The organism is Affinirhizobium capsici (assembly GCF_977018625.1).
In genome coordinates, this window is sequence record NZ_CDRNXD010000008.1 from 144,481 (window position 1) to 168,103 (window position 23,623).

Sequence of the window (23,623 nt, forward strand, 5' to 3'; positions counted from 1 at the left end):
GTGGCTGCTTTCAGCGGCTACTGGTTGTCTGCAAAAATCTTGCGAAAAAAGAGCCTCTGCGTCTCGGCGTCAGGATAGTGCTCCAACGTCGCAAACTTTGAATAACCCTGCTTTTCATAAAAGCCGGGAGCTTGGAATGTAAACGTATCGAGCCAAACTCCCACGCAATCCCGCTCTCTAGCCCATTGCTCAGCTCGCGCGAGAAGATCACTCCCCAAGTTGGCTCCTCTTAGAGCTTCCGGAACGAATAAGAGGTCAATGAAAAGCCAGCGATAATAGCACTTTGCCGTCAGTCCACCTTGAACCTCGCCGTCGTCACCTCGAAGCAGGATTGCCAGTGGTTCATAGCCATCATCACCAATCTTCGAGGCGTTGAAGGCCAGCAGGGCATCGACAATCGCCTTCCGATCGTCCTCACGGACTTCTGATTTTATTTCCATATGGACCATGGTTCGCTTCTCATTTCGATCAAATGCAGGAGGCCGGTGACAATGTGCCGTCTAACAATGTCTGAACGGCCGTGCAAGGCACGTGCATTAGCGGTAGTCGCCGGCAGATGAGACCTGCGTTCGAAGCGATAATTGGGACCTCCGTTTATCCTCCGAATGGTTGCGCAGGGCGACCAGAGACGCCTACACCCTTGCGCCGCGCCAGCCTGCCTTTGAGCTATTCAATGGCGCTGGATAATTTGGAGATCGGCGCAACCGTTGGGTCATGTGGGGCAGCTGCATTCCTCGGTAAAGCAGTTATCGTCGATGACATAGAGCATGATCCACGATGGGGTGATTAAAAGGCTCTAGCGCTGCCTCATAGTCTCATGGCGTGTTATTCCAATCCGATCTTTGGCAGCAATAGCAAGGTCCTCGGAACGTTCGCGCTCTATTTCGGGAAGCACGCTCACCGTCTGTTCTCAAGCAGACCATCGTCGAGAGCTGTCTGCCGCTATGCATGATTGCGCTTGAGCGTCACGAGCGGTTGCGGGAACACCGCCGCCTTGCTTTCACCGACGTCCTGACCGGGCTACCAAATCGCGCGAATTTCAACGTCGCGATGCAGGAAATATCTGCCGGTGACTGGTACTCCTGCTTGTCGACGTGGACAACCTTAAGGTCGTCAACGATGCGTTCGGCCACGCAGCCGGCGACGACCTGATTTCGGCGGTTGCCCGAGGTTGCTGAGCGTCGTCATCCCTCGTACCGTCTATCGTCTGGGTGGCGCGAGTTTGCAATCGTTCTCAAATTCGCGTCAATTGCTCAAGCGGAGAGGATCGCTACTGAGTTCGCAAGAAATATCCATCAGCCGACGCTGTGCGCCGGTCATACGCCGTCGAAGCTTTAGCCAGGATGCGACTGGCAAGCGGCGAGGTGGTGCCGGCCGCCGTTTTTCATGAAGCAACAAAAGATGCCCAGGTCGCCGCCTCCCTGACGCGTACGATGATCAAGCGCATTGCGATGGACCTCGGCCATTGGTTGAGATCGCACATTCCGATCCAGCATGTCGGCATCAACCTCTCTGCAGCAGACCTTCAGTGCGAAGATCTTTCAGAAAGCCTCCCAGCCGTTCGAGCGGGAAGGCGTTCCTCTCCACCATGCAATTCTGGAGGTCGCCGAATCCGTCTATCTCGGCGGACAAGATCAGATCGTTGCCAGGAAGATTACGGCGGTGCGGGAGGCTGACCTCAAATCGCAATCGATGACTTCGGGACCGATTTTGGAAGGTTCGTCAGGATCTTCCTGCGTGTGCCGCAGGTATCCGATTTCTCGGTCACTGCGCTGTCGAACGACATAGTTTTAGTCACGTAGAAGCGTCCGAGCGGCGCCCGATGCAAACGAGACTTCTGAAACATTACGAAGCTCGATCTGGAAATTCGTTTGGGGCCGTTGGCAAATAGTTTTTCATCAGGCGACGCCTATCTCGCCCGCATGAAAATCTTCCGGCCCAACTGCGCTCAGGGCGCAGAGCGCCAGAAGCGGACGATTTACCGTGGAATGTCGAATGATAGCGTATTACCCGTCCGGATCAAAAACTAGCCGCTCTTGGCCGCGTGCAGAATTCTCATGCACGCTCCTATTGACAATCAGTGAGTTTGCTGGCTTTTTCCGCGAAGGTTCCGAGCACCTGCCGCCTGCAGACGCAAGTCACGGTAAAGCCCGGCATATTATTTTTTTCTCACCCTCGAAGCATTTCGTTGGTGGCAATGCAGGCCCCCATCACTGTCGAAATGCCTCTTTGGAGGAGTGAGTGATGTCTTTGCGACAATCGCCCGAAAATCGTTTTCTAAATGCCTCACCAGGCAAAATTTTCGCCGCAAGCGCATTTCCTATCATCGCCATCATGTTGATGAACGGGACGCTGGGTATTGCCGACGCCGTCGTTCTGGGGCATTTCGTCGGTTCGGACGCCATGGCGGCCGTCGGCATGGCGTTCCCAGCTCTGATGCTGACAACCGCGCTTTCGACCCTTGTCAGCGGGGGGATGTCCAGCCTGCTGGCTCGCCAGCTCGGCGCCGACAACCGTAACGCGGCCAACGCGACCTTCGCCGGCGCACATGGACTAGCGTTGACGACCGCGTCAGCGCTAATCGTGATCTTCTGTGCGGGCGGGTGGGCCTTCGCTCTGCGCATTGCCGGAACCGATGGCCCGGTTGCCGAAATGCTGTGGATCTACCTCGCAATCACCATATTCGGAACCCCGGTACAATTTCTGCTCGGGATTCATGCCGACGCCTGGAGAAACGAAGGACAGGCGGGATTGATGGCACTCATGTCACTTGGGGTCACACTTATCAACATCCTGCTGAACTACATCCTTGTCGTCGCGCTTGAACTGGGTGTCGCGGGATCGGCTACGGGCACGGTTTTGGCACAGACGCTCGGACTGGTGCTTCTGGCGGGGCTACGCCCGTTCCTTGGGGGCATGATGCCGCTCAACAGACTGTGGCGGAACCCTTGGACTAGCAGTTGGAGGCGTATCGTTGCGCTTGGCGCACCCGTTAGTCTGGGTTTTATCGGAATAGCGCTTTCAGCCGCCAGTGTGGTTCTCGCTCTTCGTCTTGCAGGCGCCACCGATTACGCCACGACCATTGCCGCCTACGGGATTGTGACACGCATTCTCGGGTTTGCCTTCCTGCCAATCATGGCGATCGCGATGGCGATGCAGACCATCGTCGGCAACAATGTTGGAGCGCAGCTTTACTCCCGCTCGGATGCGGTTCTGCGGATCGCTGCGGCAACAACATTGCTCTACTGTCTTGCCGTCGAGGTTTTGTTGCTGGGCCAGGGCACAGTCGTCGGAGCGGCCTTTGTCGCTGATCCGGATGTGGTCGGCGAGGTCAGCCGGTTGCTTCGTCCCATGGCTGCGATCTATCTCTTTTCCGGACCAGTTCTTGTGCTCGGTCTATATTTCCAAGCCATCGGCCAACCGGCCCGCGCGGCTCTTCTAACCACGGTCAAGCCGCTTATCCTATTGCCTGTCTTAGTGACGATCGCTGCGGCAATGTTGGGCGCGGACGCAATCTGGTTTGTCTTTCCGCTGGCAGATGGTGTGGCCGCAATCATCGCAGCTTTTATCCTTGCCGCCGCCCTCAAGGTGAGGGGAAACGCGGGTATCGGGCTCAAGGCTGTGGAGAATCTGTCATGACAGTTAGAACCATTGCAGAAGCCAAAGCGCACGCAAAATCTTTGCGGAGCGCACTCGCCGCAGAGGGTAACATCTTGGGCCATGCCCAGGCACTGGAGCTAGTCGCCCGACAAAACGGTGCGCGCGACTGGAACACCTTGTCCGCCCGCCTCGCCAACGCTATTCCCCCTCCGTTCCATCTGCACCAAAGGGTGCAGGGGAGGTATCTTGGGCAATCTTTCAAGGGCGAAATCAGCGCGTTATCATCCTCGGGCTCGCACTATTCCGTGACTGTTCGCTTCGATGAACCGGTGGACACGGTTACCTTCCACAGCTTTTCCAACATGCGCCGAGTGGTAAGAGGTACGGTAGATATCAATGGAACTTCCGTCCGCAAGACATCAAACGGGATGCCGCACCTGATTTTAAGCGCGTCATGAGCCTCGGTGAGTTAAAGGTTCGTGGCAATTTCTGCGGTGCGCAACGGGACGAATGCGGACGATACCTTGCTTTCTTGGCCAACGGATAGATGGAATAGAGCTTGACCTCAGCCCGCCGATTAGAGAAGCGACGGCTGAAGGCAGGAATTTTGGGAATTCTCGTCACGCCATTGGCGGGTAAGGGGAAGCCGTAGGAGGTTCAGCATAGCGCCGACCGAAGGGCGGGAACCGAGACCGACTTCCCCCGCCAAGGGCGTTCTGTATGATTTGAGCAACAAGCTCCCAAGGGGAGGGGCTGCCTTCTCCTTGGCCGAACCGTTGGCCGCTCGATGCGGTCGTGTTTCGCAAAACCCTCCTGAGGGATTTGGCTCTTGGAAAAAATGTGCAATGAGTCTATATTAAAGCCCGGAGTAGGAGACGAGCTTTCGCCCGCCTCCCATTTCCTAGCTAAAGAATTGAACCCGGAGCTTGAGCAGCCAACTCGTCCGGGTTCTTTTCATTTCTAGGGTAACGCTAATGGGTAAGAACCACATTGCTTTACCTCCAGTTTGACGGCAGGGCATTGCCACAGCCGGGGGAGCCTATCTCCCCGATTGCGCCGGTTGGCTCGGCGCTGCTGCTTTAGCCGTCAAAACTGGTATTTCTGACCTTTGAGCCATTGTCAGGTGTAGGTCAACACTCTGCTGTTAAACCTTTGGCCGCTGCCTCAAGCTTGAAGGCTTTCAGCCAGCTATGGCCGCGCGTGCTGCGGAGATAGCGAAGGGTTCCGGTATCCTTGCCACCCATGTGCATGACATCAGGAACAATAAAACGCCGGCCTGTTGGCCTTAGAATAAAGCCCCCCACTTCCGGTTTGCGCTTTCCTACAAGATTTGTATTGGTTTGAATATCAGAAATGGCCTCCATTACTTTGGAAGCAGCCCAGCTCTCCGAAAATGTGGTTTTACCTGCAACGCCGGGCACAGATCGGCCCCGCCCTATATATAACCATATAAAATATGTGAAGTTCTAGCGTCACTCGCTAAGTTGATGGCTGGGTCGACAATCGGCTTTATCACTATGCCGGTTGATGTCTTCTCGCCACCCTGCCAAACCTCTTCGACATCAAATGTCCTTTCGTTCAGGCTGCGAATCCGTCGGCAGCAGAGCCAGCGTGGAAATCCCGTGTACCCCGGCTTTCGAAAAGCTAGGAGTTATATCTCCTGCCAGCGCGAAAGATCCGCAGTGTCTTGGGAGATGGAGCCTCCTGGCTCCAACTTCAGTTTCAGGCGGCAACAGTTGCCCGCGCATAGGCGCCGGGTGGAATTCCTACATGCCGACTGAAGGCAACGCTGAAGGCGCTTGTCGATCCATAGCCGACGCGCTGGGCGATGTCAGCCATAGCCATCTCTTCGCGAAGGAACTCTTTTGCCAGGGCCATGCGCCAGCCCGTCGCATACTCCATCGGTGCGACACCAACTTCCTTTCGAAAGCGATCGAAGAAGGTCGAACGGGCCATGGCGGCCTCGCGAGCAAGCGTTTCCACCGTCATGCTTCGCGCCGGATCAGCGTGGATCCGGCGCAGGGTCGGCGCCAGCAGGGGATCGGCCATGCCCCGCAGGAGGCCCGGAGGCGCCTTGGCATTGGCTGCTGATCGCAGCGCGTCGATGAACAGAACCTCCAGCAAACGTTGAAGCACCATCTCACGCGCGACGCGGTCAGCTCGCGTCTCCTCGTTAATCATGTGGACGAGAGCCAGCAGTCGCTCTTCACCATGAACATGGATGACCTCCGGCAGCAGCGAAACAAGCAGAGCCTTGTCATCCGAGCCGAAAGCACAATGCCCGACCAGTGCCTTGATCTCTGCCGGTGCCTCCGGATCGCCTAGGCGAAAGACACCGGGGCTGGTCTCCAGACGTTGGGGAAGTGCGCCGCGTGGCGGTGGCTCCATGCTGCTCATCGTGAACGAGAAGATCTTTGGGACCAGGACGAAGTCACCCGCAGTGAGCACCATTGGCTCACGACCGGCAATCGTCATCAGGCAACGGCCCTCGACCACAGCGCAGTAGAAAGGGCTTCCAATCTCCGTCCGCTCGACCAGCCACTGGCCACCGCCGGTGACCAGCTTTGAGATCGACGGGCTCGGCCTGAGTAGCGAAACAACTTCGGCGACGGGGTCGGTCATGATTTCGGACTCCTGCTAAACGTTCTCGGACATACGCATATAGAAAGTCCGAGGGATCAGGTCCATCTTTAGCTTAGTTAAAAGTCAGGAGACAGAACATGCCAAAGATCCTCATCACCGGTTGCTCGTCCGGTTTCGGCCTCGCTATCGCGCAGAAATTCGTAGATGCCGGGTGGGACGTCGTCGCAACCATGCGCACGCCGCGTTACGATCTTCTCCCGTCGAACGACCGGCTCCAAATCCTGCCGCTCGATGTCACGAGCGCCGATAGCATCGCGAGGGCTATCGAAGCAGCTGGCCCGATCGATGCGCTGGTCAACAATGCCGGCGTCGGCATGCTCAATGTGCTCGAAGGTTCGGAGATGTCGAAGGTTCGTGAACTGTTCGAGACAAACGTCTTCGGCGCAATGGCGATGACCAAAGCCTTTCTCCCGCAAATGCGGGCCCGTCGCTCGGGCGCCATCGTCAACGTCAGCTCCGCTGTCACAATCAGGCCCTTGCCCGCGCTCTCGGTCTACAGCGCCAGCAAAGCTGCCCTCAACGCTTTTACGGAAAGCCTCGCGCTTGAAGCGGCTTTATTCGGCATCCGCGCCAAGCTTGTCTTGCCTGGCTCGGCGCCGACGACCGGCTTCGGCAAAAATGCTGTCTCACGCATGGGCATGGAAATTCCCGAGCCATATTGCGAATTCGTCCAGGACTACATGACGAAGCTTCGTTCGGGCAGTGAGGTCACGACCGCGGATGCGGTTGCAGAGGCCGTCTGGCGGTCTGTGACAGAGATCGACGCGCCGATGAAGATCCCCGCCGGCGCCGATGCGGAAACCTCATACCGCGAAGCGGGTCATCTGCTCGCCTGAACATCACAGTCCGAAATACACCTTTGAAGGTAAAGACCCATGAATAATCTGATCAATCTCGCGAAGCATATTCCGACGCCTCAGGCCACTCTCACCGTGGCCTACACGCCGATCCGTCTTTCGATGCCGGGTCGCCAGCCGCTGGAACTGCGTCTCACCGCGCCCGCTGCGGGAAGTAACCTGCCAATCCTGCTGCTGTCGCATGGCTACGGCCCATCCAACTACATCCCGTCAAAGGACGGCTACGCTCCTCTTGTCCAGTTTTGGGCGGAGAGAGGTTTCGTCGTGATCCAGCCCACCCATGCAAGTTCTCGTGTTGGCGGCCTGCCTGCGAATTCATCGGGCGCACCGTTCTTCTGGCGCGAACGTGTCGAGGAGATGAAGGCGATCCTGGACCAACTGCCGGAGATTGAGCGGCAAGCGCCGGCCGTTGCGGGCCGGATGGATCATGCTCGCATCGGAGCGGTGGGCCATTCCTTTGGCGGCCACACAGTCGGGCTCCTGCTTGGCGCACAGGTGAATGGTGAAGATTTTTCCGATCCACGCATCTCGGCGGGCGTTCTCCTGACAACTCCGGGACGCGGCGGCACGGACATGACGCCTGAGAGTGCTGCCCGGTTTCCGTTCTTCGACGTCGATTTCTCGACGCTCTCGACACGCAACCTCGTCGTCTGCGGTGATATGGACAATCCGCATTTCACAACGCGCGGCCCTGAATGGCATGCGGATGCGTTTCATGACGCGCCTGGTGCCGTTGCAATGCTGATGATGCACGGAGTTGGGCATGGCCTTGGCGGGATCGCGGCGCTCGACGCAAAAGAAACAGAGACTGAAGCACCAGACGTGCTCGAGGCAACACGGCGTCTGACATTCGCCTGGCTTCAAAGCGCGCTCGGCGCGGACGAAGGCGCTTGGCCGAGAGCGTGCCTCGCACTTGAAAGCGAAGCCGCCCTGCTTGCGACGGTCACGGAGAAGCAGCCCTGACCGCTGGGTAAATCTGCGCGGTTGGAGCCACGAGAAAGATGAATCATTGGGTACCCTGGTCTGGGTGCTCAATGCAGTCTGCGGCAACCGCGCGGTACGCGGCACCTATTTCATTGTTAGGGGAGCGCCAAAATCTTTCTTTCGTCCAGCAAGCTCGCAGACCTACACACTCTATCCTCAATGACACTTACTTAGAATATGGGCTCGCGGTGGATTTCGCTGGCAGCAGCGGGACGTAGATCAGGAAGAATTAGGCATGGCGAAGAGGTCGACTGTTCGAATCCGCTCAAGAGCGTAAGACATCGAACGACGGTAGTCGTGCCACTTTTGCGATCCTTAAAACATGCTTAGCGGATGCACGCCTTCTTCAACGGTATCTACTTCACACTGAGGAGCAATCGTCTCGATCCGGGATCATCTCGGTGGCGTTTAATTAGCAGTTGTCAGCGTCCAGCTCAGCAATGGGCGCGTGTTCAAGCCGCTAAAGGTTCCAGACGCGCCGGCGGCGGAACGAATCCAGGGGTTTCAACGTCTCCCTCCTAGAAGGCCGGCGCATTTGTCCTATATAAAATCCTAAGTTGGAGGATGTATGACGGATAGTTTAGGAGCAAAAGCAAGGATAGGCGTGGAGGGACTGGACGACATCCTGTTCGGTGGACTGTCGCGCCGTCACGTCTTTCTGCTAGAAGGCGCGCCCGGATCGGGCAAGACGACGATCGCCCTTCAGTTTTTGTTAGAAGGAGCCAACATCGGCGAGCGATGTCTTTACATCACTCTTTCAGAGACCGAAGAAGAACTTCGTGACAGCGCGCTCTCCCACGGGAAAGAGATCGGCGATCACGTGGAAATTTTTGAATTGGTTCCGCCAGAAAGCCTTCTTGACGCAGATCAGCAGCAAAGCCTGCTTTATTCGTCAGACCTGGAGCTTGGCGAGACTACAAAGCTCATCTTCGAAGCGTTCGAGCGTGTGAAACCACATCGCGTGGTGATCGACAGTCTTTCTGAAATCCGGCTTTTGGCGCAGAGTTCGCTACGATACCGCCGACAGATCCTGGCGCTGAAGCACTTTTTCTCGCGGTCAGATGCAACGGTCTTGCTCCTGGACGACATGACCTCGGATGCAACGGATAAGACTGTCCACAGCGTCGTGCATGGCGTGATACACTTGGAGCAGCTTGCCCCGGACTACGGATCCGAGCGCCGTCGACTTCGGGTCCTCAAATACCGCGGCCAGGCTTTTCGTGGGGGGTATCATGACTTCGTTATCAAAACCGGTGGCGTCTCCGTTTTCCCACGTCTGCGTGCCGTCGAACACAAGTTGGGATTTGAACGGTCTCTTTTGGCAAGTGGCATCAGCGCGTTTGACGATCTTCTTGGAGGCGGGATTGCGCGCGGTTCCAGCACACTGCTGATTGGACCCGCTGGCACCGGAAAAAGCCTTGTAGCTCTGCAATTTGTCGAAGCTGCGATCCGACGCGGTGAGCGGGCTGCCGTATTTGTATTCGACGAGGAGCTTGGGTTGCTGTTTGCCCGGACGAAGGAAATGGGGCTCGATCTGGAAGCGTTGCGCGATCAAAAGCTCATCCACATCGAGCAGGTCGATGCCGCAGAACTCTCGCCTGGCGAGTTTGCCCACCGCGTTAGAGACAGGGTTGCGAGTTTCGACGCCACCTCGGTGGTGATCGACAGCATTAACGGATATCAGGCTGCCATGCCTGAGGAAAATGCTTTGATCCTGCACATGCACGAATTGCTGCAGTACCTCAACAGACAGGGCGCCAATACATTTCTCACTGTCGCGCAGCACGGTCTTGTTGGTGATATGAAATCGCCTGTAGACGTGACGTACCTTGCGGACACTGTCATATTGCTGCGCTACTTCGAGGCGGAAGGTCGCGTCCGAAGGGCGATTTCGGTGATCAAGAAGCGGACCGGCCAGCATGAAGATACGATCCGGGAATACAGGATTAGTAGCAAGGGACTATCACTGGGAGAGCCGCTATCCGGGTTCCAGGGGATTTTGCGTGGGGTTCCCGAGTTAATCGGGAGCGGGCACTCTCTGCTTCGAAAAATTAACGAGGATGGCCGCGATTCCTGAGCGTGATGTCATTGCCTTGGTCCACGCCCCGCTGGGCCGTGACGCGAAGATCGCTGCAGCTTTGCTGCGGGACGCAGGAATCGTTGCCAATGTTGCCCCTTCGCTCGCTAACCTGGTAGCGGATTTGCGGGAAGACACTGCCTTTGTGGTGGTCACCGAAGAAGCCCTCCGGTCTGCCGACCTACGTCCACTCGTATCCTGGATCGAGACCCAGCCGAGCTGGTCCGACCTTCCATTCATTATTCTGACGGCGCGTGGTGGCGGCCCAGAGCGCAATCCCTCCGCCGCCCGGCTTTCCGAAGCCCTCGGCAATGTCAGCTTCATAGAGCGGCCCTTCCACCCGACGACATTTATTAGCGTTGCCCGGTCCGCGATGCGTGCTCGGCGCCGCCAATATGAAGCAAGTGCCCGCATGGAAGCGCTGGATGAAGGGGAACGCCGGCTTCAAACGGCACTTGAGGCCGGTCAACTGGGCACATGGGAGCTGGATGTCGGCACGACAGTGTTGACGACCTCATCGACCTTCAGAAGAATTTTCGGTCGCAGCCACCAAGATGACCTGACTTATGACAATTTGATCAAGGCTGTTCACCCTGACGATGTGACGCGCATGCGGGAAGCTGTGCGCAATGCATTTGAGACGGGTGTCGACTATACAATTTCCCACCGCGTTATCTGGCCCGACGGCTCCATCCATGGCGTAGAAATCCGCGCGCAACTTCACCGTGATCGCATAGGCCAGCCTCTCAAACTTGTCGGAGTGGCGGCCGATATCACAGAGCGGCTTCTGGCCGAAGAGCAGCAGCGTCATCTCAACGAGATGCTCGAGGAACGGGTGACGGAGCGAACACGCGAGTTGGAGGAGGCGCACCGGCTTGTACTGGCCGAGATCAGTCAGCGCGAGCGGGCCGAAGAGCAGCTTCGACAGGCCCAGAAGATGGAAGCCATTGGGCAACTCACTGGCGGGGTCGCGCATGACTTCAACAACCTCCTGATGGCTGTGCTTGGCAACCTTGAACTTCTGCGCAAGCATGTTGCCGGCGATGCAAAGGCGACGCGTTTGATTGACGGCGCGCTGCAGGGTGCGCAGCGCGGTGCGTCGTTAACCCAGCGTCTGCTTGCCTTCGCCCGACGGCAGGATCTCCAAGTCGGCCCAGTAAATCTAGCTGGACTTGTCGCAGATATGAAGGATCTCCTGCAGCGCTCGGTCGGCTCCCGAATTACCGTAGAAGTGACCGAGAACGGGAGCCTCCCGCCGGTTTCTGCAGATGCCAACCAGGTGGAACTAGCCCTCCTTAATCTCGTCGTCAACGCCCGCGATGCTATGCCGGACGGTGGGGCGATACGCATCGGGCTCAAGCAAGCAGAGCAGGAGATGCGATCGAATTCACTTGCGCCGGGTAGCTATGTCGTCCTGTCGGTCGTCGATGAGGGCATGGGTATGGACGCTGCGACGCTCCAGAAGGCGATCGAGCCGTTCTTTTCCACCAAGGAGCTCGGCAAGGGCACCGGTCTGGGCCTGTCGATGGTCCATGGGCTTGCGTTGCAGCTCCAAGGTCAATTGGTGTTGAAAAGCGCCTGGGGTAGCGGAACCTCGGCTGAACTCTGGATCCCCGTTTCCACCACCGAGATCGAGGAAAACCCGCAGGATGTTTTACTCACCACACGTCCCGCCACTGCCGGTCCTAAACGCATTCTCCTGGTCGACGATGACGCCCTGATCGCCATGAGTTCTGCGGATATGCTGGCTGACCTAGGCCATGAGGTGGTGGAAGCGCATTCAGGAAGAGAGGCGCTCGAGTTGCTTGACGGAGGTGCCACCTTCGATCTCTTAATAACTGATTATTCTATGCCGGGCATGACTGGCGCAGAATTGGCGCAAGCTGTCCGCGAACGTCTTCCCGGGCTCCCGATCTTGTTAGCTTCCGGGTATGCGGATCTGCCCTCGGGCGTGGAGATTGACGCCGCCAGGCTCGCAAAGCCGTATTCCCAGGACCAATTGGCTTCCGTGCTTGGCAAGATCTTGTAGAGGCCCAGAAGAGTGTTGGCGCCGGTCACGTCAACGTCTTGCAGCTTGAGAAGCGGCCATGACGTGTAGCGTCTTACCGGTGATAATCGGCGCCTTCAAACCAACGGCCTGACTTCCAAGAGGACTTGGCATCCTAGCCTCGGTAGAAGATATAGCCAGCTACGACAAATATGAGCGCCGCGAACATGCGGTTGAGGATGTTCTTGTAGGCGCTCAGCCGCGTCGCGAGCATCATGCCGAGTAGGCCGCCGGCGATGCCCCCGCCGATGAACTCGGCTGCCAGCCACCAGTCCACCAGTCCGGAACGCTGCATAGTTCAGCGCGGTCGCCAGCCCAAACGCGCCGACGGATAGGAGCGACGTCCCGATCGCGTTGATCATCGGCATGCCCGTCGCCAGCATCAGGCCTGGAACGATCAGGAATCCTCCTCCAATCCCGAAGAAGCCGGAGGCCGCGCCAGCGGCGAGCGCCACGGCTGCGGTGACAAGGCACATCCTGAGGTCGACCGGACGATTTTCGACGGATGTCGGCTTCCTGGGCTTGAGCATCAGGGCGCCGACAACGACCATCAGAATGCCGAACAGGAAGATCAGGCGTTCTCCGTCCATCGCCTTGCCGAGGCTGGAGCCGGCCAGGGCACCAAGCACGCCGAGCGCCGAGAAGACGGCTGCGCACCGCCACCAGACGTGCCCCTTGATGGCGTGGCTCGCGAAGTTGGCGAAGGCGTTCACCGAGACCGCCAGCGCGCCGGTCCCGATCGCGACATGCGGCTGGGCGACGCCGACGACGTAGAGGATAAGTGGGGTCGCCAGGATCGACCCGCCGCCGCCTAGAAGGCCGAGCATGAAGCCGACAATCCCGCCGGAACTGACGGCCGCAAAGAGGGAACCAGTCATGTCCTTCTGCTCCATACCCGGTCGTAAAGGGTCATGCCGATCAGCATGGCCACGACGAACAGGATCGTCTGTGGGATGCCGACCGACAGGGAGGCGACGGCAGGGCCGGGGCAGAAGCCGCCGATCCCCCAGCCGAGGCCGAAGAGGGCCGAACCAATGACCAGCGGCCCGTCGATCTTTCGGTTCGCGGGCACATGGAAGCTGTCGTCGAAGGCGGGGTGCCGCAGCTTCTTCATCACCTGCACGCCGATGAAGGCGACGGCGACAGCGCCGCCGAGGACGAAGGCAAGACTTGGATCCCAGTTGCCGAAGACATCGAGGAAGCCCTGGACGCGGACCGGATTGAGCATGCCGGAGAGCGACAGGCCGAAGCCGAAGACAATGCCTGAGGCAAGGGCGGCGCCGAACTGGTAGATGTTTCTGTTCATAACCCGAAGCCTCGTAGAATGGCGACCGCGATCACACCCGCGGATAGGAATGTGGCGACCGCGACCATCGATCGCGGCGACAGGCGGGCAAGCCCGAGCACGCCGTGCCCGCTGGTGCATCCAGAGCCCATGCGCGAACCGAAGCCGACGAGCAGCCCGGCGACGATGATCAGCGGCCAACCCGCTGTGATCACGACGGCCGGCCATCCGCCGACCACCAGCAGGTAGACGAGCGGCCCGAGCAGCAGCCCGAGCACGAAGGCGAGATTGGTGGTCAGTTCGACGCCTTGCGCCAGACGCCCGACAATGCCGCTGATGCCGGCGATCCGGCCGTTCAGAAGCAGGAGCATGACCGCGGATGCGCCGATAAGCATGCCCCCGGCCAGAGATTGCAGATAGGGAGTCATGTCTATTCCTTCGCGCAGAAGATATTGTAGAGGGCGCCGACGAGCTGGGCCGCCTTCTCCTCCGTCAGGCGGTAGAAGATCTGCTTTCCCTCGCGCCGGGTTTCGACGATCCCGGAGTTCCGCAGCACCGTCAGATATTGGGAAAGATGCGGCTGATGGATGTCGAGCTTTTCTTCGAGTTCGCTGACCGAGAACTCGCCCTCGACCAGCGTGCACACGATCATCAGACGTGCCTGATGCGACAACGTCTTCAGGAGATCTGCAACCTCTCCGGCCCGGCCGGCCATCTCGGCGGGGGAGAGGCCTGCCTTCGCTGCAGCTTTCGATACGGTACTCATTCCCATGCGGCTCCCTGCAATGCGTCGAGCGGAAACTTGAGGTAGCGCTTGCCGTTCGCTTCTGGCTCCGGCAGACGTCCGCCGCGAATGTTCACCTGCAGCGCATGCAGGATCAGCTTCGGCATCGGCAGAGTCTTGTCGCGCTTCGTCCGCAGCGCCACGAACTGGTCTTCGCTCACGCCGGCAAGATGTTCGTTGGACTTCTTCTGCTCCGCGACCGTGCTCTCCCAGCGCGGAGCACGACCGTCCGGCTGGTAGTCGTGTCCGGTGAAGATGCGGGTCTCGTCCGGCAGGGCGAGGATGTCCTGGATCGACTTCCAAAGGATGCGGGCGTCGCCGCCGGGGAAGTCGGCGCGCGCCGTACCGCTGTCGGGCATGAAGAGGGTGTCGTGTACGAAAGCCGCATCGCCGATCACGTAGGTGATCGAGACCAGGGTATGTCCTGGCGAGAACATCACTTTGGCGTCGATGGAGCCGACCTTGAAGATCTCGCCGTGCGCGAAGAGCCGGTCCCACTGTGAGCCATCTGTGGCGAGCTCAGGCCAGTTGTAGATCCCCTTCCACAGGGTCTGAACATCGGTGACGTGTTCGCCGATCGCCGTTCGGGCACCAGTCTTCTCCTTGATGTAGTGGGCCGCGGAGAAATGGTCGGCATGCGGGTGGGTGTCGAGGATCCACTCGACCGTCAGGCCATTCTCCCTGATATAGTCGAGGATCGCGTCGGCATTGATGGTCGCGGTGGCTCCAGCCTTCTCGTCGAAATCAAGAACTGGATCGATCACGGCGCACTTGCCCGTATCGGGATCGGACACGACATACTGGACGCTCCAGGTGCGCTTGTCGAAGAAGCCCTTGACCTGCGGGCGGCGTGCCGCGTGCTGCTTGAGCCAGGCCGCAGCGGCGCTTGTGTCGAAGCCGTGGGCACGGCCGAACTCGACGACGTCTTCGGCAGCCATCCGCCCGTCCAGAACCTCGCCGATGAGATACAGGCTGAGGGATCTCGTGCCGGACTTGCAATGGGCGAACACCCGGCCGTCGGACGCGTCGAGCGCCTTCTGGAACGAGCGCACGTCGGCTTCGGTGATGGTGCCGAGCGTGACCGGAACGAAGGAGTAGGAGAGGCCGCAATGTTCGGCCGCCTGGCGTTCGGCGTCCGTTCGCGGCTGGGCGGCGTCCTCGGCGTCCGGGCGGTTGTTGATAAGCGTCGCAAATCCCTGTTCACGCAGGGACCTGATGTCGTCGAGGCTCGGCTGCGGCGAGACCGAGAGCTTCTCGGAAATCTTGATGACGGACATGACTGGCTCCGTAGTTCTAACATTATACGTTTTAATATAATGTATAATGTTCATGTTTCAAGTGCGCCTGGTGGCCAGATTGTCGCAGGACGATCCTAGGTAGTCGCTCCGACGCCGGCCTGCCGTCCGGGCCCGGTGCGGGTCAGCGTGGGAACGACGCTCGTGCAACAAACCAGGGAGTTGCGCGCTCGAACACAAGGCTTCCTTCGAGGCGATCGAGCGCCATCTGGACGATCGACAGCCCGAGCCCGCTTCCATGGCCGCGCGGCTTCGGACCTCTGAAGAAGCGGTCAAGCACGCGCTTTTCGTCCGCCGCGGACTCTGTTGCAAACATTTCGTTTGGCTGTGGACAGGCCCTCCTTCAGCTTAGTCTCACTGTTTTGGGGCAGATATTGGGGGCGAGGAGGGCCACCACCTCGGTTGCGCGCACTCGGCCAATCCCGAGGCTCGTGAAACGATCCGTGCTTCTCCACGAATGTCGCCCGTCAAGTTAAGAATAGCTGCCTGCTCGCCACGCAAAGCCAGTATGACCTCGAATCCTTTGATCGTCGCACTAGCTATTTTCAGCGTCTTGTATCCCCTCATAGGCCCGAACAGTTGCTTGAGCTTGCCGTGATCGGCCTCGACGAGATTGGTTGGGTATTTTACCTGCTGGCGAAAAGGGCTTTCGCAAACTTCTGGACCCAGCGATGAATAGTAGAATGATCGACCGTCACGCTCCCGTTCACCCATCATCTTTTCAAGATCGCAGTCCCTCACCCCATAGCGGCAATATCAACGAACCGCCCATAAAATCACTCACCCTGGAAATGACGCCACATAAAATCGTTCATCAAAAATCTCGCTGAAAACCACCAGCGCTCTTTCTGGCATCAAACTATTTTTGGAACAGAGCCGGAAGACATTCCAATGGTCGCTCAGGCTCTTACTCGCGTGGGCGTCGGCTGGATAAGGCAGCATCCGGACCTACTTCAGAACGTCAGACCGATCCCGGGCTTGATTGAGCAGCGGGAAGTGAATTGGAGGTCAGTGACTGGCATGGCGCCTGTGTTGCGGCTAATCGGCATCCGGCCAACCCTCCCAAGGAGATCCAGCGAGTGATGCGCGTGCATCGCGGTGGAATATCGCAAGATCACTGACGAGATCTTTAGACATAATCCGAAGAAGAACAGAAACTCTCAATCAGCGGCGGAAGCTGTTACATCATTCCTATCACTTCGCCTGAGCCTGCACCTTGGGCTCAGGCGAATCAACCTTCGCCAACTTCGTGTCTGCCCCTTGGGCAATATCCCGCGTCAGAACGCCGGCTGCAGGATTTGAAATGCGGTGAGCTGCGCTGGAGCGAGCGTGATCAGGGTTGGGAATTCCTTACGCCCGCAAGTTTACCGACCTTCCCGATCTGTCCAGATACATCTACGCCCATATCGACAGACATCGTGTTGTTCTGCTCGGTGTTGCGAGAGACCCCGAAGGCTATTCGTGAAGACTGTGATGACGACCAGTATCGATGCTGCTCGCAATTCGGCCACGTTTTACGAGGCTTGGCGGACTGTTATCCAACGTTACGGCATCTTTAATCCCTATACGCGACGGGTGCGCTCAAGGGAATCCTTCCAAAAGGACCGGACAATCTACGGGACATTCTTGCGACGCATATTCTGAAGCAGACCGGATCCGACCAGCAGGCAAGCTATGCCTACCAAGATACGCCTAATGTGGTGCAGCAGCACTACGACCGCTTTTTTCCGCAAGACAAGGCCGCACTGGCTCTAAGATCCTCAACCAGGTTTGAGAGGCTGGTAAGATCGAATGACATACTCGGCTCGGATAGTGATACAGTCTCTGTCCGAGCCGAGGTTTTTGTTTAGCCTTGAAAGAACCCGAACCTAAACACCCGTCAAGCCGCAGCTTTGCTGGCGTTGATTTCGTTTTCATTTAGTTTGGAGAATTCTTGGACAAAGTCTGCTCTCGGCCGCACGGAGACATTTCGGGACAGATAGCTGCCGGTCGGCTACGCGCCTTTCAGTCGGTCTTTCAGTCTTTTGTTGAATTTCCTCTAAGCCGTACTTCATCTGTTCAGAGAAAATTTCGGAGTTAGGTCCGATTCAGGACCAGATTGTAGCTACCGCTGCATCGAAACCTTCTTGCGGCTATTAGCCGGTGCCCGCCATCGCTGCTTCCAAGCTGGGAACGATCGCCTGATCTATCAGAGTGGCGTTTGGTGACTGCGCCGCTGGGATTGTGCTGTGGGTTGTGTTTCGTCCCGCACTTTTGGCTTCGTAAAGAAGCTTGTCCGCTCGTTCATACAACGTCGTAAAGCTTTCATCGTCAGAGATTGCTGTAATTCCCATGCTTGCCGTCACGGGCCCTGAGAGACCCGGGACCGCATTGGCGACGGTCGTAGGGATTGCTTGACGGCAAAACTCGGCCTGTACAACCACGTCGTGACCTCGCAGGAGAAGCAGGAACTCCTCGCCACCAAGGCGGTAGGCGCGCAAATTCGAGCCTGCCTTCAGAGCGACGGCGACAGCCCTGAGCACCTCATCGCCGACGGTATGCCCGTATCGATCATTGATCGCCTTGAAATGATCAAGGTCGATGACTGCAAGTGCGGTAAAACTCTCCTCAAGAAGCCGCTCGAACTGCTGCTCTATCGCCCGCCTGTTGAACAACCCGGTCAGTGGATCGGTTTCGGAGAGGCGTTTGAGCAGATCGGCCTCGTTGCGAGCACCATCCCGCTCTCGCTTGATGGACATAAGGCGTTCCGCAACCCCGAGCGTTGTGAAAAGCACCTCAAACATGCAGCCAAAATAAAACAGAAGCAAGGCATCTGCGCTGAACAGCCAGGGAGCCAGGCCGGTCACCAGTCGTATCAATCCGACTAGGGCCAAAGGCGCGTATCCGATGGCTTGGAAACGCGCCGCCCGGCTTCCTCGACATAATGAATCGACCACCGAGAAAACGAAGACACCAAGAACCGGCGCAAATGCTGCCGTATAGGCTGTCGATTGGAGCGGGCGCGCAATGAAGGGAAAGGTCGCATGAACTACGCTCAGAATAAGCGCCCATGCAGCACAATATGGTAGGATGCGCCGCAGGATGGGATGGATCTTGCCCGGCTCGATGAAGCTGTAGGTGAACATCGATCCTGAGCCGATCGTAATGCCGAAGATCAGGGTTGTCATCCAACTTAGCGTCTCAGCCGGAGGATCGAAAAATATTACCGACAAACCAGATGTAACGAATATCGTCATCAGCAGCGAAAAGGTGAGGACCGAGTGCCAGAGAACGAACGGCTCACGCAGGGTTCGGTAAAATGCCGCATTGAAGATGAGTGGCATGACGAGCATGCCCGCAAGCCCGCCTATGATCAGCAGAAGTCGCAGATCATCAACGCTCGAGCCTGCGTCAACAGGTGAAAGATATGCTTTCTCCAACGTCATCTTGTGGCTCGGAAGATCAAAGACAACGACAATCTGCCGGGTCGTTTGAGTTACATCTGGTAGAACTGCCTTGAAGTAGCCGCCGGCCATGGAGCTGCGCAATTCGGCGGAAGGGAAGGTCGTCTGTTGAACCGTGCCATCTTGGTCGATGGCCAGCAGATGCACCGCTTCAAGCGCGCTTCGCCGTGAAAGAAGATATCGAGGAGGCTTTTGACTGGGTGTGATATTGAAACGGAGGAGCACCCGTTCGGCATTGATGGAAAACTGGTGGTTTGCGCCAGAGCATATCCATCTAGGTTCATCACGAGCCGCTGCGACGATATCCTCTGCAAGCGTGGAGGCGGCCCAGCATGACATTCGAATGTTCGAGGTTTCGCTCGCCCTGGCGACAACAGCACCCAGTGGGGCTAGCATCACCAGGAGCAGATATACCGTTAGATTTTTTAAAGAGGAGCCCGATTTCATAGGTCTTGGGATATCGCAAAATGCTTTTAATGCCGTTAAGGCAGCAATAGAGCATCTGACACTTGGCGGAGACTACAAAGCAGTTCAGGCCTCCTATTAGCGCAGCCTTGCCATCAATGTCGTAGAGGCATTTTCGAAAATAAAGCAGGCCGAGCGTAATCAATGTATTTGGAAAATAGCGCTGCCTTGAACCAGGATCTTCAGGATGAATCGGATACTGATCGACAGCGGCTACATTACTTCCTCTGTTCCATAATGCTGATTATCCGACATGTTGTGTCCTGGGGGTGGGTTGAAGGATGAAGTGCGACCGTAGTCAACCCGATCGTTCATGTTGCACTCTCCCGCGCGATCGGCGCCCGGAACTATTTAGAGCGCCTTTGGCGGTGGATACTTCCCCTATCATGACACCGCTTAACCGGATCTCGGCTTGACCTAAGCCAATTCATCATACAATAAGTCCAAACATATATTATATGTTGGGTCGAATTCGCATTGGGAGGAATTTCATGCTAACTGTTGAAACGCGACAGGCGGTTCATCCTGAACACGCAAAGGCACTGGATACGGATGGTCTTCGTCGGCATTTCCTAGCTCAGGACATGTTCCGCTCAGGTGAAATACGCCTGATCTATACCCACTATGACCGTTTTGTCATGGGTGGGGCAGTGCCATCTGGTGCGTCCCTCACTCTCGATGAAGTTGCGGAAACCAAGACTCCCTCTTTCCTTGATCGGCGTGAAATGGGGGTGGTGAATATCGGCGATACAGGCACGGTTTCTGCCGGCGGCGAAACCTACACCCTGAACCGGGGCGATGTTCTCTATATTGGCGCGGGAAGTGGCCCTGTTACCTTTGCCGGACATGGGCGCTTCTATATCGTTTCATGTCCTGCGCATCGCAGCCTGCCTGCAAGGTTGATCACTCTTGGTGACAGCAAAGAGGTGAAGCTAGGAGCGGTGGAAACATCCAATAAGCGCACGATCAACCAGTTCATCCATCCCTTGGTCATGGAAAGCTGCCAGCTTGTGCTCGGTTACACCACGCTCGAAGATGGGTCTGTCTGGAATACCATCCCCTCACATGTGCATGATCGCCGCATGGAAGCCTACCTTTATTTCGGCATGGACGGAAAATCGCGTGTGCTCCACCTGATGGGCGAGCCGCAGGAAACCCGCCACCTCTTCATTTCCAATGAAGAAGGTGCCATTTCTCCACCTTGGTCCATTCACTCCGGTGCGGGCATCGGCTCATATACTTTCATTTGGGCCATGGCTGGCGACAATATCGACTATACGGATATGGACTTTATCCAGCCGAGCGATCTGAAATGATGGAGCTTTTTTCGCTTGTAGGCCGTAAGGCTCTTGTCACTGGTTCCAACACTGGCCTTGGCCAAGCCATTGCGGTAGGCCTCGCGGGTGCCGGAGCTGAGGTCGTTTGCGCCGCGCGCCGCATTCCAGATGAAACACTTCAGCTCATCAAGGATAAAGGGGGCAAGGCATCGTCGCTGCTACTCGATTTTGCCGACTCAATGGCTGCTCGTGAAATATTTTCCGAGCAGGGTTATGATGTTCTGGTGAACAATGCTGGCATTATCCGCCGAGCTGATGCTGTTGATTTCAGCGAAGAGGATTGGGATTCGGTGATGGACGTGAACCTCAAGTCCCTGTTCTTCACCACCCAAGCCTTTGCAAAAGAATTGTTCGCCCAGGCCAAGCCGGGAAAGGTTATCAACATTGCGTCCCTCCTCTCTTTTCAAGGAGGTATTCGTGTCCCGTCCTATACAGCATCCAAGCATGGTGTGGCTGGTCTGACCAAGCTTCTAGCCAATGAATGGGCGGCAAAGGGCATCAACGTCAACGCTATAGCGCCTGGCTATATCGAAACCAACAATACCGAAGCCTTGCGCGCAGACGCTGCTCGCAACAGGGCCATTCTCGAACGCATCCCGGCGAACCGGTGGGGGCAACCGGATGATATTGCAGGCGCTGCGGTCTTCCTGTCCTCATCGGCCGCCAATTACATTCATGGCGCAGTCCTAAACGTGGACGGGGGTTGGCTGGCTCGCTAATGGCGACGCTTGGCCAATAAACGTAGAAATATGTATGACAAGTTGAGGCAGTCAATGCGATTGCCTCGATAGGTTCAGTCAACGGTGTCTTTGCAATAATTCCGCCTGTTCTGGCTCATCAAGGCTCATCAAGCCCCCATGGCGGCTCTGACGGACCTTTGTCATATGATCGCGAGGACTTAAGCCGAGAGTGCGCTTGAACATGCGGGAAAAATAATAAGGGTCGGAATATCCAACCTCTGCTGCCGCGGAAGAAACGGAAAGTCCCGCCTCCAGAAAGTGCATGGCACGCTCCATTCGTTTCAGTTCCTGATATTTCCGTGGTGTGCGAGAAACACGTTTCTGAAATTCGCGTAAGAAATAGTCGCGATTATAAGGAGATGCCTCTACGGCCTTTTCTGCTATTTCTGGATCGAGCGGGTTGGCCGAAATCATGGTCGCTGCTTTCATGACCGCAAGATCAATCGCGTCCACTCCATCCGGTTGATAGGTCGCGTGATCACGCCAGCCGACAAAGGCATCCTCGATAAAGGCAATCAAGAGCACCATGAAAAGATGATGTTGACCCAGAGTCACAGAGGATGGCGGCGCACTCTGTCGATAATGCCGCGCCAGCGGTTCCAGAAAAGACCAGCGCGAGAGTTTGCACTTTGGCAGAAAATCCATTTGCGCGATCAGGTTGTGGCGACCGTATATATCCAGGGTGAAATGTTGAGCGAGGCCGAGATAGGTTTGGCGCTCCTCGTTCCAACCGATGAAGCGCTGGCCCCGCGGGATCAGCATGGCATCGCCGGGCTCCATAATGCGCTCATCGTCGCCAATCAGGTAATGTCCCCGTCCTTCCAGACATATGACGAGGTCATCGACCGAATTCGATTTGTCGATTTTCCACGTTTGGGAATGTTCCATTCGAATGGTGGCGCGGGTGAGATTGAGTGTCAGCGCGGCGGGCGGAATCGTGGAAAGAATTCCACCTTCAATTTCGTCCATCTTTTTCCTCTCCTTTGTTCATTCATTCTGCGTCAAAAATGCAAGAATGTCATTGCACAATCAGTCTTAAGGCACAGATCTGCTTTGGGAGGAGACTGGATAACAAAAGAAGGCGGCAGGAGGCCGTGTGTCTTTTCGTACCAGTGCGGGAGCATTATTTTGGACGGAACTGTATCTATCGATGCGGGCGCTTGCGCCTGTGCGGAGATGTGAGATGAAGAGCCAGCGGTTCCTGGGTCTCGGTTATCTTTCACCCTACATCATCGGGTTGCTTGTATTCACGGCTATCCCGTTCATCGGTTCTTTTTATCTGAGTTTTACCAGCTATGACTTGATGAACGAACCACGCTGGACCGGCCTTGCCAATTATGAGCGCCTGTTTACGCGAGATCGGACATTCATAAAGTCACTGAATGTTACGCTGCTGTATGTATTCATAACGGTTCCGTTGAAGTTGGCGTTCGCACTCTTCATTGCGGCCATTCTCAACTACAGGCTGCAGTTTATCGGTTTCTTCCGAACAGCCTTTTATGTGCCATCCATTTTAGGTGGGTCGATCGCGATTGCGGTTTTGTGGCGATATGTGTTCGCGACGGAGGGGCTGGCCAATATGGCGCTAGCCTATGTCGGGCTGTCGCCGGTGGATTGGTTCGGTGATCCTGTCAATGCGCTTTTCACCATCACACTGCTGCGTTGCTGGCAGTTCGGTTCAGCCATGGTGATTTTTCTGGCGGCACTGCAATCCATCGATAAATCACTTTATGAAGCCGCTGCTATTGATGGTGCGGGCAAGATTCGAACCTTTTTCGCCATCACCCTGCCGCTGCTGACACCGGTCATTTTCTTCAACCTTATCATGCAGATGGTCCAGGCATTCCAAGAGTTTAACGGCCCTTACATCATTACTCAAGGCGGGCCATTGAAGGCGACCTATCTGCTGCCTCTCTACATTTACGACGAGGCGTTCAAGAAGTTCAACATGGGCTATGCCTCCTCTATTGCCTGGGTGTTGTTCACCATCATCACCGTATTGACCCTGGTGGCCTTCTGGTCATCGAAGAAGTGGGTCTACTACGCTGGCGACAAGCGGAATTGAT

20 protein-coding genes and 3 pseudogenes are annotated in these 23,623 nt (G+C 56.8%); 11 read left to right on the forward strand and 12 right to left on the reverse strand.

The annotated features are described in order from the left end of the window. Nucleotides 1-17: 17 nt before the first annotated feature. Nucleotides 18-449, reverse strand: coding sequence for a GNAT family N-acetyltransferase (locus tag AC0JZ1_RS20665; protein WP_471884307.1), 432 nt, complete (start codon nt 447-449; stop codon nt 18-20). 633 nt (nt 450-1,082) lie between these two features. Here AC0JZ1_RS20665 and AC0JZ1_RS20670 point away from each other — a divergent pair. The 4 genes from AC0JZ1_RS20670 (at nt 1,083) to AC0JZ1_RS20685 (ending at nt 4,058) form a co-directional block, all read left to right on the forward strand. Then, entirely contained in the window at nt 1,083-1,178 is a 96-nt protein-coding gene (locus AC0JZ1_RS20670) for a diguanylate cyclase domain-containing protein (protein ID WP_471884425.1), read from the forward strand. Nucleotides 1,179-1,307: 129 nt separating this feature from the next. Further along, nucleotides 1,308-1,676, forward strand: coding sequence for an EAL domain-containing protein (locus AC0JZ1_RS20675; protein ID WP_471884308.1), 369 nt, complete (start codon nt 1,308-1,310; stop codon nt 1,674-1,676). Nucleotides 1,677-2,244: 568 nt separating this feature from the next. Next, entirely contained in the window at nt 2,245-3,639 is a 1,395-nt protein-coding gene (locus AC0JZ1_RS20680; protein ID WP_471884309.1) for an MATE family efflux transporter, read from the forward strand. Continuing rightward, nucleotides 3,636-4,058 carry a glyoxalase superfamily protein gene (locus AC0JZ1_RS20685; RefSeq protein WP_471884310.1) on the forward strand — a complete coding sequence of 141 codons (423 nt, stop codon included), beginning with the start codon at nt 3,636-3,638 and terminating at the stop codon, nt 4,056-4,058. Before AC0JZ1_RS20680 ends, AC0JZ1_RS20685 begins: the two co-directional genes overlap by 4 nt. Before the next feature lie 672 nt (nt 4,059-4,730). Here AC0JZ1_RS20685 and AC0JZ1_RS20690 read toward each other — a convergent pair. Both AC0JZ1_RS20690 and AC0JZ1_RS20695 read right to left on the reverse strand, forming a co-directional pair. Then, on the reverse strand, nt 4,731-5,021 hold the full coding sequence (locus tag AC0JZ1_RS20690) for a hypothetical protein (RefSeq protein ID WP_471884311.1): 291 nt from the start codon (nt 5,019-5,021) through the stop codon (nt 4,731-4,733). Between the two features lie 301 nt (nt 5,022-5,322). Continuing rightward, nucleotides 5,323-6,222, reverse strand: a complete 900-nt coding sequence (locus AC0JZ1_RS20695; RefSeq protein WP_471884312.1) for an AraC family transcriptional regulator — start codon at nt 6,220-6,222, stop codon at nt 5,323-5,325. A 98-nt stretch (nt 6,223-6,320) separates the two neighbouring features. Here AC0JZ1_RS20695 and AC0JZ1_RS20700 point away from each other — a divergent pair, with 98 nt between their 5' ends. The 4 genes from AC0JZ1_RS20700 (at nt 6,321) to AC0JZ1_RS20715 (ending at nt 12,190) form a co-directional block, all read left to right on the forward strand. Beyond that, nucleotides 6,321-7,079: an SDR family oxidoreductase gene (locus AC0JZ1_RS20700; protein WP_471884313.1), complete on the forward strand. Its 759-nt coding sequence runs from the start codon at nt 6,321-6,323 to the stop codon at nt 7,077-7,079. A gap of 39 nt (nt 7,080-7,118) precedes the next feature. Continuing rightward, nucleotides 7,119-8,063, forward strand: coding sequence for an alpha/beta hydrolase family protein (locus AC0JZ1_RS20705; protein ID WP_471884314.1), 945 nt, complete (start codon nt 7,119-7,121; stop codon nt 8,061-8,063). A 589-nt stretch (nt 8,064-8,652) separates the two neighbouring features. Further along, on the forward strand, nt 8,653-10,161 hold the full coding sequence (locus AC0JZ1_RS20710; protein ID WP_471884315.1) for an ATPase domain-containing protein: 1,509 nt from the start codon (nt 8,653-8,655) through the stop codon (nt 10,159-10,161). Further along, entirely contained in the window at nt 10,145-12,190 is a 2,046-nt protein-coding gene (locus tag AC0JZ1_RS20715; protein ID WP_471884316.1) for a response regulator, read from the forward strand. Before AC0JZ1_RS20710 ends, AC0JZ1_RS20715 begins: the two co-directional genes overlap by 17 nt. 133 nt (nt 12,191-12,323) lie before the next feature. On the opposite strand, the pseudogene AC0JZ1_RS20720 reads toward AC0JZ1_RS20715, so the two are convergent. The 8 genes and pseudogenes from AC0JZ1_RS20720 to AC0JZ1_RS20755 form a co-directional block, all read right to left on the reverse strand. Then, nucleotides 12,324-13,086: pseudogene (locus AC0JZ1_RS20720) on the reverse strand (sulfite exporter TauE/SafE family protein). Beyond that, nucleotides 13,083-13,514, reverse strand: coding sequence for a DUF6691 family protein (locus AC0JZ1_RS20725; protein WP_471884317.1), 432 nt, complete (start codon nt 13,512-13,514; stop codon nt 13,083-13,085). Before AC0JZ1_RS20725 ends, AC0JZ1_RS20720 begins: the two are co-directional and overlap by 4 nt. Then, a complete protein-coding gene (locus AC0JZ1_RS20730) occupies nt 13,511-13,921 on the reverse strand; it encodes a YeeE/YedE family protein (protein ID WP_471884318.1) in 411 nt (136 codons plus the stop codon). Before AC0JZ1_RS20730 ends, AC0JZ1_RS20725 begins: the two co-directional genes overlap by 4 nt. Nucleotides 13,922-13,923: 2 nt before the next feature. After that, nucleotides 13,924-14,265 (reverse strand): sulfite-sensing transcriptional repressor BigR, encoded by a 342-nt coding sequence (bigR, locus tag AC0JZ1_RS20735; protein WP_471884319.1) that lies wholly within the window; start codon nt 14,263-14,265, stop codon nt 13,924-13,926. Then, nucleotides 14,256-15,554, reverse strand: coding sequence for a bifunctional sulfur transferase/dioxygenase Blh (blh, locus tag AC0JZ1_RS20740; protein WP_471884320.1), 1,299 nt, complete (start codon nt 15,552-15,554; stop codon nt 14,256-14,258). Before blh ends, bigR begins: the two co-directional genes overlap by 10 nt. 372 nt (nt 15,555-15,926) lie before the next feature. Then, nucleotides 15,927-16,208: pseudogene (locus tag AC0JZ1_RS20745) on the reverse strand (DDE-type integrase/transposase/recombinase); the annotation flags it as partial. 5 nt (nt 16,209-16,213) lie between these two features. Then, nucleotides 16,214-16,387 (reverse strand): annotated as a pseudogene (locus AC0JZ1_RS20750) (IS6 family transposase); the annotation flags it as partial. 1,320 nt (nt 16,388-17,707) lie between these two features. Then, nucleotides 17,708-19,354, reverse strand: coding sequence for a sensor domain-containing diguanylate cyclase (locus tag AC0JZ1_RS20755; RefSeq protein ID WP_471884321.1), 1,647 nt, complete (start codon nt 19,352-19,354; stop codon nt 17,708-17,710). A 617-nt stretch (nt 19,355-19,971) separates the two neighbouring features. Between AC0JZ1_RS20755 and kduI the strand changes: the two genes are divergently transcribed. Beyond that, nucleotides 19,972-20,796 carry a 5-dehydro-4-deoxy-D-glucuronate isomerase gene (gene kduI, locus AC0JZ1_RS20760; RefSeq protein ID WP_471884322.1) on the forward strand — a complete coding sequence of 275 codons (825 nt, stop codon included), beginning with the start codon at nt 19,972-19,974 and terminating at the stop codon, nt 20,794-20,796. Next, nucleotides 20,793-21,536 carry a 2-dehydro-3-deoxy-D-gluconate 5-dehydrogenase KduD gene (kduD, locus tag AC0JZ1_RS20765; RefSeq protein ID WP_471884323.1) on the forward strand — a complete coding sequence of 248 codons (744 nt, stop codon included), beginning with the start codon at nt 20,793-20,795 and terminating at the stop codon, nt 21,534-21,536. The genes kduI and kduD overlap by 4 nt, the downstream gene beginning before the upstream one ends. Nucleotides 21,537-21,614: 78 nt before the next feature. Here kduD and AC0JZ1_RS20770 read toward each other — a convergent pair whose 3' ends face one another. Continuing rightward, nucleotides 21,615-22,526 (reverse strand): helix-turn-helix domain-containing protein, encoded by a 912-nt coding sequence (locus AC0JZ1_RS20770; protein ID WP_471884324.1) that lies wholly within the window; start codon nt 22,524-22,526, stop codon nt 21,615-21,617. 214 nt (nt 22,527-22,740) lie between these two features. On the opposite strand from AC0JZ1_RS20770, the gene AC0JZ1_RS20775 reads away from it, so the two are divergent. After that, a complete protein-coding gene (locus tag AC0JZ1_RS20775; RefSeq protein WP_471884325.1) occupies nt 22,741-23,622 on the forward strand; it encodes a carbohydrate ABC transporter permease in 882 nt (293 codons plus the stop codon). Nucleotide 23,623: the final 1 nt, after the last annotated feature.

Coding starts and splice junctions, on each gene's coding strand:
- AC0JZ1_RS20665 (WP_471884307.1), bottom strand. CDS start 449: ATGGTCCATATGGAAATAAAATCAGAAGTCCGTGAGGACGATCGGAAG.
- AC0JZ1_RS20680 (WP_471884309.1), top strand. CDS start 2,245: ATGTCTTTGCGACAATCGCCCGAAAATCGTTTTCTAAATGCCTCACCA.
- AC0JZ1_RS20685 (WP_471884310.1), top strand. CDS start 3,636: ATGACAGTTAGAACCATTGCAGAAGCCAAAGCGCACGCAAAATCTTTG.
- AC0JZ1_RS20695 (WP_471884312.1), bottom strand. CDS start 6,222: ATGACCGACCCCGTCGCCGAAGTTGTTTCGCTACTCAGGCCGAGCCCG.
- AC0JZ1_RS20700 (WP_471884313.1), top strand. CDS start 6,321: ATGCCAAAGATCCTCATCACCGGTTGCTCGTCCGGTTTCGGCCTCGCT.
- AC0JZ1_RS20705 (WP_471884314.1), top strand. CDS start 7,119: ATGAATAATCTGATCAATCTCGCGAAGCATATTCCGACGCCTCAGGCC.
- AC0JZ1_RS20710 (WP_471884315.1), top strand. CDS start 8,653: ATGACGGATAGTTTAGGAGCAAAAGCAAGGATAGGCGTGGAGGGACTG.
- AC0JZ1_RS20715 (WP_471884316.1), top strand. CDS start 10,145: ATGGCCGCGATTCCTGAGCGTGATGTCATTGCCTTGGTCCACGCCCCG.
- AC0JZ1_RS20725 (WP_471884317.1), bottom strand. CDS start 13,514: ATGAACAGAAACATCTACCAGTTCGGCGCCGCCCTTGCCTCAGGCATT.
- AC0JZ1_RS20730 (WP_471884318.1), bottom strand. CDS start 13,921: ATGACTCCCTATCTGCAATCTCTGGCCGGGGGCATGCTTATCGGCGCA.
- bigR (WP_471884319.1), bottom strand. CDS start 14,265: ATGGGAATGAGTACCGTATCGAAAGCTGCAGCGAAGGCAGGCCTCTCC.
- blh (WP_471884320.1), bottom strand. CDS start 15,554: ATGTCCGTCATCAAGATTTCCGAGAAGCTCTCGGTCTCGCCGCAGCCG.
- AC0JZ1_RS20755 (WP_471884321.1), bottom strand. CDS start 19,354: ATGTCATGCTGGGCCGCCTCCACGCTTGCAGAGGATATCGTCGCAGCG.
- kduI (WP_471884322.1), top strand. CDS start 19,972: ATGCTAACTGTTGAAACGCGACAGGCGGTTCATCCTGAACACGCAAAG.
- kduD (WP_471884323.1), top strand. CDS start 20,793: ATGATGGAGCTTTTTTCGCTTGTAGGCCGTAAGGCTCTTGTCACTGGT.
- AC0JZ1_RS20770 (WP_471884324.1), bottom strand. CDS start 22,526: ATGGACGAAATTGAAGGTGGAATTCTTTCCACGATTCCGCCCGCCGCG.
- AC0JZ1_RS20775 (WP_471884325.1), top strand. CDS start 22,741: ATGAAGAGCCAGCGGTTCCTGGGTCTCGGTTATCTTTCACCCTACATC.